Source organism: Streptomyces alfalfae, assembly GCF_004127445.1.
Lineage (GTDB): Bacteria > Actinomycetota > Actinomycetes > Streptomycetales > Streptomycetaceae > Streptomyces > Streptomyces alfalfae.
This window is the reverse complement of sequence record NZ_QEXM01000043.1, coordinates 760,494-773,218: the sequence shown is the minus strand read 5'-3', so window position 1 is coordinate 773,218 and position 12,725 is coordinate 760,494. Positions and strand designations below refer to the sequence as shown.

At 72.1% G+C, this 12,725-nt stretch carries 13 protein-coding genes; all 13 read right to left on the bottom strand.

Annotated features, from left to right (window positions below):
• Nucleotides 1–2: 2 nt before the first annotated feature.
• Nucleotides 3–911, bottom strand: coding sequence for an ABC transporter permease (locus tag DCW30_RS26470; RefSeq protein WP_076683968.1), 909 nt, complete (start codon nucleotides 909–911; stop codon nucleotides 3–5).
• Nucleotides 898–1,689, bottom strand: a complete 792-nt coding sequence (locus DCW30_RS26465; protein ID WP_076683967.1) for an ABC transporter ATP-binding protein — start codon at nucleotides 1,687–1,689, stop codon at nucleotides 898–900. Before DCW30_RS26465 ends, DCW30_RS26470 begins: the two co-directional genes overlap by 14 nt.
• A 45-nt stretch (nucleotides 1,690–1,734) precedes the next feature.
• On the bottom strand, nucleotides 1,735–2,880 hold the full coding sequence (locus tag DCW30_RS26460) for an ABC transporter substrate-binding protein (protein WP_076683966.1): 1,146 nt from the start codon (nucleotides 2,878–2,880) through the stop codon (nucleotides 1,735–1,737).
• A 248-nt stretch (nucleotides 2,881–3,128) separates the two neighbouring features.
• Nucleotides 3,129–4,496 (bottom strand): sulfate adenylyltransferase subunit 1, encoded by a 1,368-nt coding sequence (locus tag DCW30_RS26455; protein WP_076683965.1) that lies wholly within the window; start codon nucleotides 4,494–4,496, stop codon nucleotides 3,129–3,131.
• Nucleotides 4,497–4,498: 2 nt separating this feature from the next.
• Entirely contained in the window at nucleotides 4,499–5,437 is a 939-nt protein-coding gene (gene cysD, locus DCW30_RS26450) for a sulfate adenylyltransferase subunit CysD (RefSeq protein WP_076683964.1), read from the bottom strand.
• Complete coding sequence (cysC, locus tag DCW30_RS26445) at nucleotides 5,434–6,000, bottom strand: adenylyl-sulfate kinase (protein WP_076683963.1); 567 nt, start codon at nucleotides 5,998–6,000, stop codon at nucleotides 5,434–5,436. Before cysC ends, cysD begins: the two co-directional genes overlap by 4 nt.
• Entirely contained in the window at nucleotides 5,997–6,713 is a 717-nt protein-coding gene (locus DCW30_RS26440; protein WP_076683962.1) for a phosphoadenylyl-sulfate reductase, read from the bottom strand. Before DCW30_RS26440 ends, cysC begins: the two co-directional genes overlap by 4 nt.
• Complete coding sequence (locus tag DCW30_RS26435; RefSeq protein ID WP_062775376.1) at nucleotides 6,710–6,889, bottom strand: hypothetical protein; 180 nt, start codon at nucleotides 6,887–6,889, stop codon at nucleotides 6,710–6,712. Before DCW30_RS26435 ends, DCW30_RS26440 begins: the two co-directional genes overlap by 4 nt.
• Entirely contained in the window at nucleotides 6,886–8,583 is a 1,698-nt protein-coding gene (locus DCW30_RS26430) for a nitrite/sulfite reductase (RefSeq protein WP_076683961.1), read from the bottom strand. Before DCW30_RS26430 ends, DCW30_RS26435 begins: the two co-directional genes overlap by 4 nt.
• Nucleotides 8,584–8,718: 135 nt before the next feature.
• A complete protein-coding gene (locus DCW30_RS38130) occupies nucleotides 8,719–8,802 on the bottom strand; it encodes a putative leader peptide (RefSeq protein WP_324611535.1) in 84 nt (27 codons plus the stop codon).
• Nucleotides 8,803–8,915: 113 nt separating this feature from the next.
• Nucleotides 8,916–9,503: a GNAT family N-acetyltransferase gene (locus DCW30_RS26425; protein ID WP_062775371.1), complete on the bottom strand. Its 588-nt coding sequence runs from the start codon at nucleotides 9,501–9,503 to the stop codon at nucleotides 8,916–8,918.
• A gap of 23 nt (nucleotides 9,504–9,526) precedes the next feature.
• Nucleotides 9,527–10,825, bottom strand: coding sequence for a GAF domain-containing protein (locus tag DCW30_RS26420; protein WP_076683960.1), 1,299 nt, complete (start codon nucleotides 10,823–10,825; stop codon nucleotides 9,527–9,529).
• A gap of 261 nt (nucleotides 10,826–11,086) precedes the next feature.
• The gene (locus tag DCW30_RS26415; RefSeq protein WP_076683959.1) at nucleotides 11,087–12,721 is read right to left on the bottom strand and encodes an acyl-CoA dehydrogenase family protein; all 1,635 of its coding nucleotides are present in this window, start codon (nucleotides 12,719–12,721) and stop codon (nucleotides 11,087–11,089) included.
• Nucleotides 12,722–12,725: the final 4 nt, after the last annotated feature.

Below are 12,725 nucleotides of genomic sequence, written 5' to 3'. Positions count from 1 at the left end.
GGTCAGCTCCGCACGAGGAGTCCGCGGCTGCGCAGGACCCGCCGCTCCAGTGGGCTGAAGATCAGCAGGTCGATGGCGATGCCGACGACGAGGATGAGCAGGATGGCCAGGAAGATCATGGGCATCGAGCTGGCGTTGCGGCCGTTCTCCAGCAACTGGCCGAGTCCGATGCCCAGCTCGGGCGAGGACGCGATGATCTCGGCGGCCATCAGCGAACGCCAGGAGAACGCCCAGCCCTGCTTGAGCCCCGCGAGATAGCCGGGCAGCGCGGCCGGGAGCACGATGTGCCAGGTGTGCCGCAGCCCCGTCGCGCCGAGCGTGCGGCCCGCGCGCAGGAACAGCGGGGGCACCTGGTCGACGCCGGAGACCAGGCCGTTGGCGATGGAGGGGACGGCGCCGAGCAGGATCACCGCGTACATCATCCGGTTCTCCAGGCCCAGCCAGAGCACGGCCGGCGGCACCCACGCCACCGAGGGCAGTGACTGGAGGCCGGAGAGGATCGGGCCGATGGCCGCCCTGATGAACCGCACCCGGGCCACGACCAGGCCGAGCGGTGTGCCGATCACGAGGGCGAGCAGGAAGCCGAGGAGACCGCGCGAGACGGACGTCCAGATGTAGTCGAGGAGCGTGCCCTGGAGCCAGGCCTCGCGGACCTCGTCCCAGACCGCGGACGGCGCGGGCAGCTTGCTCGGGTCGTCCACGATCCCGGAGGAGACCAGCGCCTGCCAGACCACGAGGACGAGCAGGACGGCGGTCAGCGGCGGCAGCACCTTCTGCACGAGGACCTGGCGCACCGGGGTGCGGGCGGGGCCGGCCTGGGACTCCAGGGCGTCGAGGCCCGCCTCCAGACCCGCGAGGTCTTGGCCGTCGCCGGGCGTCTTGGTGACGCCGGTCGTCTCAGTGCTGGCCATGTCGGCGGATCTCCCCACGCAGTTGTTCGGTGATCTCCAGCGAGAGTTCCGCCACGGCGGAGTCCTCGATGCGGCGCGGGTGGGGGATGTCGACCCGCCACTCGTGCGCCACCCGGCCGGGGCGCGACGAGAGGAGCACGACGCGCTGGGCGAGGCGCACGGCCTCGCGGACGTTGTGCGTGACGAAGAGGACGGAGACGTTCGTCTCGCGCCAGACGCGGGTCAGCTCGTCGTGCAGCACGTCGCGCGTGATGGCGTCCAGGGCCGCGAAGGGCTCGTCCATGAGCAGCAGTTGGCTGTCCTGGGCGAGCGCCCGGGCCAGGGCCACACGCTGGCGCATGCCGCCCGACAGCTCGTGCACCCGCTTGCCGTACGCCCCGTGCAGCCGGACGAGTTCGAGCAGTTCCTCGGCGCGCGGGCGGCGCTCCGCCTTCGGCACGCCGCGCAGCTTCAGGGCCAGCTCGATGTTCTTGCCCGCGGTCAGCCACGGGAAGAGGGCGTGCTCCTGGAACATCAGGGCCGGGCGGCCGTCGGTCGCGATGGTCCCGGCCGAGGGCTTGTCGAGCCCGGCCACGAGGTTGAGCAGCGTCGACTTGCCGCAGCCCGAGGCGCCGAGCAGCGTCACGAACTCGCCGGGCGCGACATCGAGGGTGATGTCGTCCAGGACGAGCTGGGGGCCCGCGGGCCCGTCGAACCGCTTGGAGACGTGCTCGATACGGGCGGCGTGCGTGGCCGCGGCGCGGGTGTCCGCCGCGGCCGTGGCGAGGGTGGTCGCCATGGTCGTCACCTCCAGGGAATCCAGGGAACCGGTCGTCTTCGGTGGTTACTCGACGCCGAGACCGGCGTCGTCGACCGGGGACTCACCCGCGGCCTTGAGGACCTTGTTCAGCGGACCGAGGTCGTAGATGCCCTTGAGGTCGGGCTTCTCCAGGAGGCCCGCGTCGACCGCGTGGTCCGCCTCGGCGTCGAGCGTGGCGGCCAGCGGGTCGTCGGTGGCCCGGATGGACGCCCAGGCCGGGTCGAGCACCTCGGCGGGCAGGGCCTTGCCGGTGTCCGCCTTGAGCTGGGCGTTGGCGGCGGCCTTGGCCTTCGCCGGATTCTTCCCGATGAAGGCGTTGGTCTTCACCGAGCCGCGCAGGACGGCCTCGACGACCTTCGGGTGCTCCTTGAGGAACTCCTGCCGCACGATGATGTTCGTGATCACGAACTTCTTGTCCGGCCACAGGTCGGCCTCGTCGAGGAGGACCTTGCCGCCCTCGGCGACCAGCTTGGACGCGGTCGGCTCGGGCACCCAGGCGCCGTCGATCGAGCCGGACTTGTAGGCGTCCGGGGTGATCTTGTTGTCCGTGCGGACGACGGAGACGTCGCCCTTGCCGCTCTGCGCGTCGACCTTCCAGCCCTTCCGCGCGATCCAGTGCAGGAAGGCGACGTCCTGGGTGTTGCCGAGCTGCGGCGTCGCGATCTTCTTGCCCTTGACGTCGCTCTGGGTCCTGATCTTCTCGGGGTTCACCACGAGCTTCACGCCGCCGGAGGCGGAGCCGCCGATGATGCGCAGGTTCTTCCCCTGCGACTTGGTGTAGCCGTTGATGGCCGGCGAGGGGCCGATCCAGCCGATGTCGATCGAGCCCGCGTTCAGCGCCTCGATCTCCGAGGGGCCGGCGTTGAACTGGGAGTACTTCGCCTCGGTGCCGCCCAGCTCCTTCTGCAGGATGCCTTCGCGGTTGCCGACGAGCGCGGTGGCGTGGGTGAGGTTCGGGAAGTACCCGATCCGCACGCTGTCCAGGCCGTCGATCTTCTTCGCCCCCGCGGCGATCTTCGTCCGGCCGCCGCTCTGCTCGTCCGCCTGCGAGCCGTAGCCGCAGGCGGACAGGGCGAGGGCGAGCAGGGGCAGGGCGGCGAGGGCCGCGCGGGTGCGGCGGCCGGCGGCGCGGTGGTGTCCTGTGGCGCGGGGGGTGGGGCGGGCTGGCACGGGAGGGCATCCTCTCGTCGGCCCGGCGCTCACGCCGTCAGGGCGTGGCCGGGGCTCTCGGCGGTATACGTCTTCGGAGGGCGGTGCGGTGGGCGCGCGAGCGGTGCGCGTACGTCATCGCGCACATCGGGCGACGCCTCCCTGGCCCCCCCCGAACTCCGTTCGGGGGGACCCCCAGCGGAGGGCGCCGCTGCCGAAGCGGCCGCCCTCCTTCGCGAACGTCGCGAACACGTCGACGCGGGACATGGTCAGAAGTCCCAGCCCTCGTCGTCCGCCGGGGCCGGGGCCGCGGCCGCCGCCTCGTCGGAGTCCGGCGCGGCGAAGGCGGTGCCCGCCATGCCGGCCGCGAGCGTCGTGCCGTCCGCCGGGTCGATCAGCAGGAACGAGCCGGTGCGCCGGGAGTCCGCGTACGCGTCGAGTGCGAGCGGCTCGGCGGTGCGCACCAGGACGCGCCCGATGTCGTTGGCGACCAGTCGGCCGGGGGCCGGGTGCTGGGAGAGGTCGTCGAGGGTGAGCCGGGAGGGGATCTCCTTGACGATCGCCTTGACCGTGCGGGTGGTGTGCTTGAGCAGCACCCGCTGACCGACGCTGAGCGGCGCGTCCGCGACATGGCAGACGGTGGCCTGGATGTCCTGCGTGGACGGCGGCACGTCCGCGCTCGGCACGATCAGGTCGCCGCGCGCGATGTCGATGTCGTCCTCCAGGAGCAGCGTGATGGACTGCGGCGTCCACGCCACGTCCACCGCCTCGCCGAGCAGGTCGATCCCGGCGATCTTCGAGCTGCGGCCCGACGGCAGGACCGTCACGGACTCGCCCACGCGGAAGGCGCCGGCCGCGATCTGGCCCGCGTAGCCGCGGTAGTCGGGGTGCTCGGCGGTCTGCGGGCGGATCACGTACTGCACGGGAAAGCGCGCGTGGCAGGTCGCCAGGTCGTGGCTGACCGGGACCGTCTCCAGGTGTTCGAGGACGGTCGGGCCGCCGTACCAGTCCATGTTGGAGGACGGTTCGACGACATTGTCACCGGCCAGCGCGGAGATCGGGATGGCGGTGATCTCCGGGACGCCCAGCTCTGCGGCGTACGCGGTGAACTCCTCGGCGATCCGGGCGAAGACCCTCTCGTCGTAGGCGACCAGGTCCATCTTGTTCACGGCGAGCACGACGTGCGGGACGCGCAGGAGCGCGGCGACCGCGGCGTGCCTGCGGGTCTGCTCGATGACGCCGTTGCGGGCGTCGACGAGGACCACGGCGAGGTCGGCCGTCGAGGCGCCGGTGACCATGTTCCGCGTGTACTGCACGTGCCCCGGGGTGTCGGCGAGGATGAACCGGCGCCTGGGGGTGGCGAAGTAGCGGTAGGCCACGTCGATGGTGATGCCCTGCTCGCGCTCGGCCCGCAGGCCGTCGGTGAGCAGTGCCAGGTCGGGGGCGTCGGCCCCGCGGCCGGCCGAGGCCCGCGCGACGGCTTCGAGCTGGTCGGTGAGGACCGACTTGGAGTCGTGCAGGAGCCGGCCCACCAGGGTGGACTTGCCGTCGTCGACGGAACCGGCGGTGGCGAACCGCAGCAGGGTGGTGGCCGACAGATCGGCGAACTGCTCGGTCACGGCGGTGGTGTTGCTCATGGTTAGAAGTACCCCTCGCGCTTGCGGTCTTCCATCGCGGCCTCGGAGAGCTTGTCGTCGGCCCGGGTCGCCCCGCGCTCGGTGAGGCGGGACGCGGCGATCTCGGCGATGACGGCGTCCAGCGTCGTCGCGTCGGAGTCGACGGCGCCGGTGCAGGACATGTCACCGACCGTGCGGTAGCGCACGAGCCGCTTCTGGACGGTCTCGTCGTCCTTGGGGCCGCCCCAGTCGCCGGCGGTCAGCCACATGCCGGACCGCTGGAAGACCTCGCGCTCGTGCGCGAAGTAGATCTGCGGGAGCTCGATGCCCTCGCGGGCGATGTACTGCCACACGTCCAGCTCGGTCCAGTTGGAGAGCGGGAAGACGCGCACGTGCTCGCCGGGGGCGTGCCGGCCGTTGTAGAGCTGCCACAGCTCGGGGCGCTGGCGGCGCGGGTCCCACTGCGAGAACTCGTCGCGCAGCGAGAACACCCGCTCCTTGGCGCGCGCCTTCTCCTCGTCGCGGCGTCCGCCGCCGAAGACCGCGTCGAACCGCTCGCTCTGGATCTTCTCGGTGAGCGGCACCGTCTGGAGCGGGTTGCGGGTGCCGTCGGGGCGCTCGCGCAGCTTGCCCGCGTCGATGTACTCCTGCACGGAGGCGACGTGCAGCCGCAGCCCGTGCCGGGCCACCACGCGGTCGCGGTACTCGATGACCTCGGGGAAGTTGTGCCCGGTGTCCACGTGCAGGAGCGAGAAGGGGACGGCGGCGGGCGCGAACGCCTTCAGCGCGAGGTGCAGCATCAGGATCGAGTCCTTGCCGCCGGAGAAGAGGATCACCGGCCGCTCGAACTCGCCCGCGACCTCGCGGAAGATGTGCACCGCCTCGGACTCCAGGGCGTCCAGGTGGCTGAGCGCGTAGGGGCTGGTCGTGCCCTCGTCGGTCACGGTGGCCACGGTGGTCATGCCAGACCCCTTTCGGTGAGCAGAGCGTGCAGGGCCGCGGCGGACTCCGGCACCGTCTGGTCCTGCGATTCGATGCGCAGGTCGGGCGACTCGGGCTCCTCGTACGGGTCGTCGACCCCGGTGAGCCCGGAGATCTCGCCCGCCGCCTGCTTGGCGTACAGGCCCTTCACATCGCGTACGGAGCAGACCTCGACCGGCGTCGCCACGTGCACCTCCAGGTACGGGGTGCCGTGGGTCTGGTGGCGCTTGCGCACCGCCTCGCGGCTGTCCGTGAAGGGCGCGATGACCGGGACGAGCGCCAGGACGCCGTTGCGGGCGAGGAGTTCGGCGACGAAGCCGATGCGCTGCACGTTGGTGTGCCGGTCCTCGCGGCTGAAGCCGAGGCCCGCCGAGAGGAACTCGCGGATCTCGTCGCCGTCGAGCACCTCGACGCGGCGGCCCCGGGCGCGCAGCAGGCCCGCCAGCTCACGGGCGATGGTCGTCTTGCCGGCGCTGGGCAGGCCGGTGAGCCAGACGGTGGCTCCGGTCACGTCACTCTCCTGAATCTGCTGTCCCGCGGTCATCCGTGGATGCCGCACTCGGTCTTGGCGTTGCCGGACCAGCGTCCCGCCCGCGCGTCCTCACCCTCAAGAAGACGGCGGGTGCAGGGGGCGCAGCCCACCGAGCCGTAGCCGTCCATCAGGAGCGGGTTGGTGAGGACGCCGTGCTCGTCCACGTACGCGTCGACGTCGTCCTGCGTCCAGCGGGCGATCGGCGAGACCTTGACCTTCCGCCGCTTCTCGTCCCAGCCGACGACCGGGGTGTCGGCGCGGGTCGGCGACTCGTCGCGGCGCAACCCGGTCGCCCAGGCCGCGTATCCGGTCAGGCCCTCTTCGAGGGGTTGCACCTTGCGCAGCTTGCAGCACAGGTCGGGGTCGCGGTCGTGCAGCTTCGGGCCGTGCTCCGCGTCCTGCTCGGCCACGGTCCGCCGGGGTGTGAGGGTGATGACGTTGACGTCCATCACGGCCTCGACGGCGTCGCGGGTGCCGATGGTCTCGGGGAAGTGGTAGCCCGTGTCGAGGAAGACGACGTCCACGCCGGGCATGGCCCGCGAGGCGAGGTGGGCGACGACCGCGTCCTCCATGGAGGAGGTCACGCAGAACCGGGGCCCGAAGGTCTTCGCGGCCCACGTCAGGATCTCCAGGGCGGAGGCGTCCTCCAGGTCGCGCCCGGCCTGCTCGGCGAGGGCCTTCAGCTCGTCGTCCGTACGGACGCCCGGGGTCTGAGCGGTCGTCATATCCGTTCCCCTCCACCGTCGTCGTGCCGGACGCCCCGGGCGAGCAGCCCGAGGAACTTCAGCTGGAAGGCCCGGTTGCAGGCCCCGCACTCCCACGCGCCGTGGCCGGTCTCGTTCGGGCGCAGGTCCTCGTCGCCGCAGTAGGGGCAGTGGAAGGGCGCCGCGCGCTCGCTCACTTGAGGGCCTCCTCGCCGGCGCGGGCGGCCCAGACGGCGAACCGCTCGCCGTCCTCGCGCTCGGCCTGGAAGCGCTTGAGGAGCCGCTCCACGTAGTCGGGCAGCTCGTCGGCGGTGACCTTCAGGCCGCGGACCTTGCGGCCGAACCCGGCGTCGAGCCCGAGGGCGCCGCCCAGGTGCACCTGGTAGCCCTCCACCTGGTTGCCCGCCTCGTCCAGGACCAGCTGGCCCTTGAGGCCGATGTCGGCGACCTGGATGCGGGCGCAGGCGTTCGGGCAGCCGTTGAGGTTGATGGTGATCGGCTCGTCGAACTCCGGGACGCGCCGCTCCAGTTCGTCGATGAGCGAGGCGCCGCGCGCCTTGGTCTCGACGATGGCGAGCTTGCAGAACTCGATGCCGGTGCAGGCCATGGTGCCGCGCCGGAACGGCGAGGCGTTGACCCGCAGGTCGAGCGCTTCGAGTGCGGAGACGAGCGAGTCCACCTGCTCCTGCTCGACGTCGAGCACGATCATCTTCTGCTCGGCGGTGGTGCGCAGGCGGCCGGAGCCATGGGCCTCGGCGACGTCGGCGATCTTCGTGAGGGTGGCGCCGTCCACGCGTCCGACGCGCGGGGCGAAGCCCACGTAGAAGCGGCCGTCCTTCTGCCGGTGCACGCCGAGGTGGTCGCGCCAGACGCCCGCGGGCTGCTCGGGCGCGGGCCCGTCGGCGAGCTTCCGCCCGAGGTACTCGTCCTCCAGGACCTGCCGGAACTTCTCCGGGCCCCAGTCGGCGACGAGGAACTTCAGGCGGGCGCGGTTCCTGAGCCTGCGGTAGCCGTAGTCGCGGAAGATGCCGATGACACCGGCGAACACGTCGGGCACGTCGTCCAGGGCCACCCAGGCGCCGAGGCGCACGCCCAGCTTGGGGTTGGTGGAGAGGCCGCCGCCGACCCAGAGGTCGAAGCCGGGGCCGCGCTCGGGGTGGTGGACGCCGACGAAGGCGACGTCGTTGATCTCGTGCGCCACGTCGAGCTGCGGGGAGCCGGAGATGGCCGTCTTGAACTTGCGCGGCAGGTTGGAGAACTCCGGGTTGCCGATGAAGCGGCGCTGGATCTCGTCGATGGCGGGGGAGCCGTCGATGATCTCGTTCTCGGCGACGCCCGCCACGGGGGAGCCGAGGATGACGCGCGGGGTGTCGCCGCAGGCCTCGGTCGTCTGGAGCCCCACGGCTTCGAGCCGCCGCCAGATCTCGGGCACGTCCTCGATGCGGATCCAGTGGTACTGGACGTTCTGCCGGTCGGTGAGGTCGGCGGTGCCGCGCGCGAACTCCTCGGAGATCCCGCCGATGACGCGCAGCTGCTCGGTGGTCAGCCGTCCGCCGTCCACGCGTACGCGCAGCATGAAGTACTCGTCGTCCAGTTCCTCCGGGGCGAGGACCGCGGTCTTGCCGCCGTCGATCCCGGGCTTGCGCTGCGTGTACAGGCCCCACCAACGCATCCGCCCGCGCAGGTCGTTCGGGTCGATGGAGTCGAATCCGCGCTTCGAGTAGACCGTCTCAATACGTGTCCGCACATTGAGACCGTCGTCGTCCTTCTTGAACTGCTCGTTCCCATTGAGCGGCGTGAAGTGGCCCACCGCCCACTGGCCCTCGCCGCGGTGACGGCTCGCCTTGCGGCGGGGCGTGGCTGGGGCGGGCTTCTCTGGCGTGGCGGGCATGGAAAAACGTCCTTCGGGCAGCGGGAATGCGGCTCTGACCTGCGGGTATCGGCACATGCGAAAAGTGCGCGCGGCGCTGCGCAGGGAGAAAGTCAGGGAAGACCGGTGATCAGACGTGCGGCGGTGCTGAGTCGATCAGCAGGCCGGACACATGGCGCTGGACATGCGGCCGAGGTCGACGTGACGCCGACTCACCAAGGCAGTTCCAGTGCGATCCATGACGGAAGCGTGTCACGGGACTTTCGGCCCAGTCCAGCATTATCCAAAATGTGGACACCCTTGTCCCGTATCGCGGACAAGGGTGTCGTCGGTCACATGCGCGCCGGCGGGTTTCAGTCCCGTGCGGCCCCCGGCCACGGCCCCGGATTCGGCACGTCGGGCTCCTGCTCGACCTTGGTGTCGAACAGGCGGAACCCGCGCCGCAGGTAGTTGTCCATGGCGTGCTCGCCGTCCTTGGAGCACGTGTGCAGCCAGACGCGCTCGGTCGGCGCGAGCCCCGGCCACCGCTCCGCCAGGTCCCAGGCGCGCGCGACCCCCTGGGAGAGGAGGTGGCCGCCGATCCTGCGGCCCCGGAAGGCGGGCAGGAGACCGAAGTAGACGATCTCGACGACGCCCTCCGGGCCGTCCCCGTTCTCGCCGCGCGCCGCCAGCTCCACGTACCCGGCCGGAGTGCCCCTGTCGTACGCGACCCACGTCTCCACGCCGGGCCGGCCGAGCAGCTTCTCCCACTCGGCGTAGGTCAGGGGCAGCCGGTCCGTCCAGCGGATGTCCCCGCCGACGGAGGCGTAGAGGAAGCGGCTGAACTCGGGCGAGGGCACGTCGGCGCGCACGACGCGCACGTCGCCCTCGGGCACGACGGCGGGCAGCAGGTCGCGCGGGGAGGTCTGCTCCAGCGACCAGGTGGTGACAGTGAGACTCATGGGGGTCAGCGAATCATGGCCGCTCAGGGGCCCGCCACGCCGCGTGCCCGGCACACGGCGGGCGCGGTCGAGTGCGGCAGCAGGGCGGCCGGGTCGTCCGGCAGGACCACGTCGACCCGGACGTCCTCGTGGAAGCGGTAGGGCCGGTGCTCCAGGAGCGCGCCCAGGTAGCGGCGGACGCGCGACAGCTCGGCGCGGACCGTCACCGTGCGGGCCGGGTCGTCGAAGAGGTCGCGGGCCAGGTCCGAGGCGCTGCGGCCCTTGGGGTGCGTGGACAGGACGTAGAGCAGTTCGGCGTGCCGGGGGCTCAGTTCGTGCGTCCAGTCGCGGACGCCGCCGAGCGCCGTGATCGTCCAGCGGCGGGCCCCGCTGACGTCGAGGACGAGCCGGGCGGCGGCGGGCGGCTCCGGCTCGTCCCCCGGCGCCTCCGGGCGCAGCAGCCAGCCGCCGGGCAGCGGCTCCACCCGGCAGACGCCCAGCGCGGGCAGCCAGGACCGCCCCGCCATCAGCGACTTGGGCAGGGCCAGGCGGTCCTCGGGAGGCATCCCCGTGACGGCGGCGGTCCAGCCGTGCACGTCCACCGCGAGCGCCCGGCCTTCGAGGCGGGACAGGATGGGGGCCGCCACCGCCCGCAGCCGGTTCAACGACCTCTCGTGGCCCTCCCGCAGCCGCGCCTCCGCGAGCTTGGCCACCGAGTCGACCAGGGCGAGCGTCGCCGGGTGCATGGTCCGCAGCGGGCCGCTGACGTCGATCACACCGAGCAGCCTGCCGTCGCGCGGATCGGTCACCGGGGCGCCCGTGCACGTCCACGCGTGCTGGGTGCGCACGAAGTGCTCGGCGGAGAACACCTGCACCGGACGCCGCACCACCAGCGGGGTGCCGACGCCGTTGGTGCCCACGACGTCCTCGCTCCAGTCCGCGCCGGGGGCAAAGCCGAGCGCGTCCGCCCGGTGGAGCACGGCCGCGTTGCCCTCGCGCCACAGCACCCGCCCGTCCGCGTCGCAGACCACCATGATGTGCTGCGCGGCGTCCGCCACGGACACCAGGGCGTGCCGCACCACCGGCAGCACCTCCGCCAGCGGCGAGGCGCGCCTGCGCTGTTCCAGCTCCTCCTCGCCCAGCGGACTCGACCGGTGGCCGCGGTCGGGGTCGACGCCCCCGGTCAGCATGCGCACCCAGGACTCACCGATCACGGGGCGGGGCAGGACGCGCGGTCGCGCTCCGGAGAGCGTGGCGTCCCGCACGCCCTTCAGGAGCCGCGCGGCGTGTTCGCGGTCCATGGCGGAGATGCGTGCGAGGTCGATCGTCGAGAGGGCGTTCATCACCACGGAGTCCTTTCACACCGGGCCGGCGAGCCGGGCATCTCCTCATCGTGCCTTGTGATGACGCCGTCACGTGATGGTTCGACGATGAATCGACTTCCTGGGACGCCGCGCGTTGCAACCTCCTGCAACCCTGGCGCGGCCCCGCCCGGCCGACGAGTCTGTACGCCACGCCGCCCGTGCGGTGTTCATGCTCCTCAAGGGGCCTGAAGTGCGGGGGTGGTGCCGTGTCGGCGCAGCACCACCCCCGTCTCCCGAACGCTAAGGGCGGGCCGCGGCCCGCTCCACCACCGAGGCCAGGTCCAGGGTGTGCGGCAGCGTGCCGAACGCCGCTCCCCAGTCGCCGCCGAGCCGCGAGGCGCAGAACGCGTCGGCGACCTCCGGGGGCGCGTACCGCACGAGCAGCGATCCCTGGAGCACCAGCGCCATGCGCTCCACCAGCCGCCGGGCCCGCGCCTCCGCGCCCTCCAGGTCGGCCAGTTCGGTCAGCAGGCCCTTGATCGCGCCGTCCAGGCGGTGGTCGGCGCCGCGCGCCGCGCCGACCTCCGTCAGGAACGCGTTCAGCGCCAGCGGCTCGCGCTGCAACGCCCGCAGCACGTCGAGGGCCTGGACGTTGCCCGAGCCCTCCCAGATGGAGTTCAGGGGCGCCTCGCGCAGCAGCCGGGGCATGCCCGACTCCTCGACGTAGCCGTTGCCGCCCAGGCACTCCAGGGCCTCCCCGACCATCGGCGTGCACCGCTTGGTCACCCAGTACTTCGCCGCGGGCACCGCGAGGCGCAGGAACGCCCGCTCCTGCTCGCCCCCGTCGTCGTACGCGGCGGCCAGGCGCATCGCCAGCGTCGTCGCCGCCTCCGACTCCAGGGCCAGATCGGCCAGGACGTTGCGCATCAGCGGCTTGTCGATGAGCCTGCCGCCGAACGCCTCCCGGTACGTGGCGTGGTGCACCGCCTGCACGACGGCCCGCCGCATCAGGGCCGACGAGCCGATCACGCAGTCGAGCCGGGTCGCCGCGACCATCTCGATGATGGTGCGCACCCCGCGCCCCTCCTCGCCGACCCGGCGCGCCCACGTCCCGTCGAACTCGACCTCGCCGGAGGCGTTGGACCTGTTGCCCAGTTTGTCCTTGAGGCGCTGGATCGCGAAGACGTTGCGCGTGCCGTCCTGAAGGACGCGCGGCACGAGGAAGCAGGTCAGCCCCTGTTCGGCCTGGGCGAGCACCAGGAAGCCGTCGGACATCGGGGCCGAGCAGAACCACTTGTGGCCCGTCAGCTCGTACGTCCCGTCCTCGGACAGGGCACGCGCGCGGGTCGTGTTGGCCCTGACGTCGCTTCCGCCCTGTTTCTCCGTCATGCCCATCCCGAAGATGGCCCCGGCCTTCTGCGACGCCGGGCGGAGCCCCTGGTCGTAGACGGTCGAGGTCAGGCGCGGCTCCCACTCGGCGGCGAGTTCCGGGTCGGCGCGGAGCGCGGGCACCGCCGCGTGCGTCATGGAGACCGGACAGCCGTGCCCGCCCTCGGTCTGCGACCAGACCAGGAACCCGGCCGCCCTGCGCACATGCCCGCCGGGCCGCGCCCAGGCGGCGGTCAGGCCCGCGCCGACCGCCTTGCCGAGCAAGCGGTGCCAGGACGGATGGAAGTCGACCTCGTCGATCCGGTGGCCGTACCGGTCGTGCGTGCGGAGCACGGGAGGGTTCTCGTTGGCCAGCGCCCCCCACTCCTGCGCCTGGGCCGAACCCGCGCTGCGGCCGAGCAGCGAGAGCTCGTCGCGGGCCGTGTCGAGGAGCGCCGGGTCCAGATGCCGCTCCACGCCCTCCACGAGGGCCCGGTCCGACGCGAATACGTCATATCCCACCAGGGGCGGAGCCTGGTTGGTCACTGTGTGGGTGGTGGCTGCCATGCCG

Excerpts from the sequence above, each read along its gene's own strand:
- DCW30_RS26455 (WP_076683965.1), bottom strand. The coding sequence starts at position 4,496 with ATGAGCAACACCACCGCCGTGACCGAGCAGTTCGCCGATCTGTCGGCC.
- DCW30_RS26470 (WP_076683968.1), bottom strand. The coding sequence starts at position 911 with ATGGCCAGCACTGAGACGACCGGCGTCACCAAGACGCCCGGCGACGGC.
- DCW30_RS26430 (WP_076683961.1), bottom strand. The coding sequence starts at position 8,583 with ATGCCCGCCACGCCAGAGAAGCCCGCCCCAGCCACGCCCCGCCGCAAG.
- DCW30_RS26440 (WP_076683962.1), bottom strand. The coding sequence starts at position 6,713 with ATGACGACCGCTCAGACCCCGGGCGTCCGTACGGACGACGAGCTGAAG.
- DCW30_RS26425 (WP_062775371.1), bottom strand. The coding sequence starts at position 9,503 with ATGAGTCTCACTGTCACCACCTGGTCGCTGGAGCAGACCTCCCCGCGC.
- cysD (WP_076683964.1), bottom strand. The coding sequence starts at position 5,437 with ATGACCACCGTGGCCACCGTGACCGACGAGGGCACGACCAGCCCCTAC.
- DCW30_RS26420 (WP_076683960.1), bottom strand. The coding sequence starts at position 10,825 with ATGAACGCCCTCTCGACGATCGACCTCGCACGCATCTCCGCCATGGAC.
- DCW30_RS26415 (WP_076683959.1), bottom strand. The coding sequence starts at position 12,721 with ATGGCAGCCACCACCCACACAGTGACCAACCAGGCTCCGCCCCTGGTG.
- cysC (WP_076683963.1), bottom strand. The coding sequence starts at position 6,000 with ATGACCGCGGGACAGCAGATTCAGGAGAGTGACGTGACCGGAGCCACC.
- DCW30_RS38130 (WP_324611535.1), bottom strand. The coding sequence starts at position 8,802 with ATGGATCGCACTGGAACTGCCTTGGTGAGTCGGCGTCACGTCGACCTC.
- DCW30_RS26465 (WP_076683967.1), bottom strand. The coding sequence starts at position 1,689 with ATGGCGACCACCCTCGCCACGGCCGCGGCGGACACCCGCGCCGCGGCC.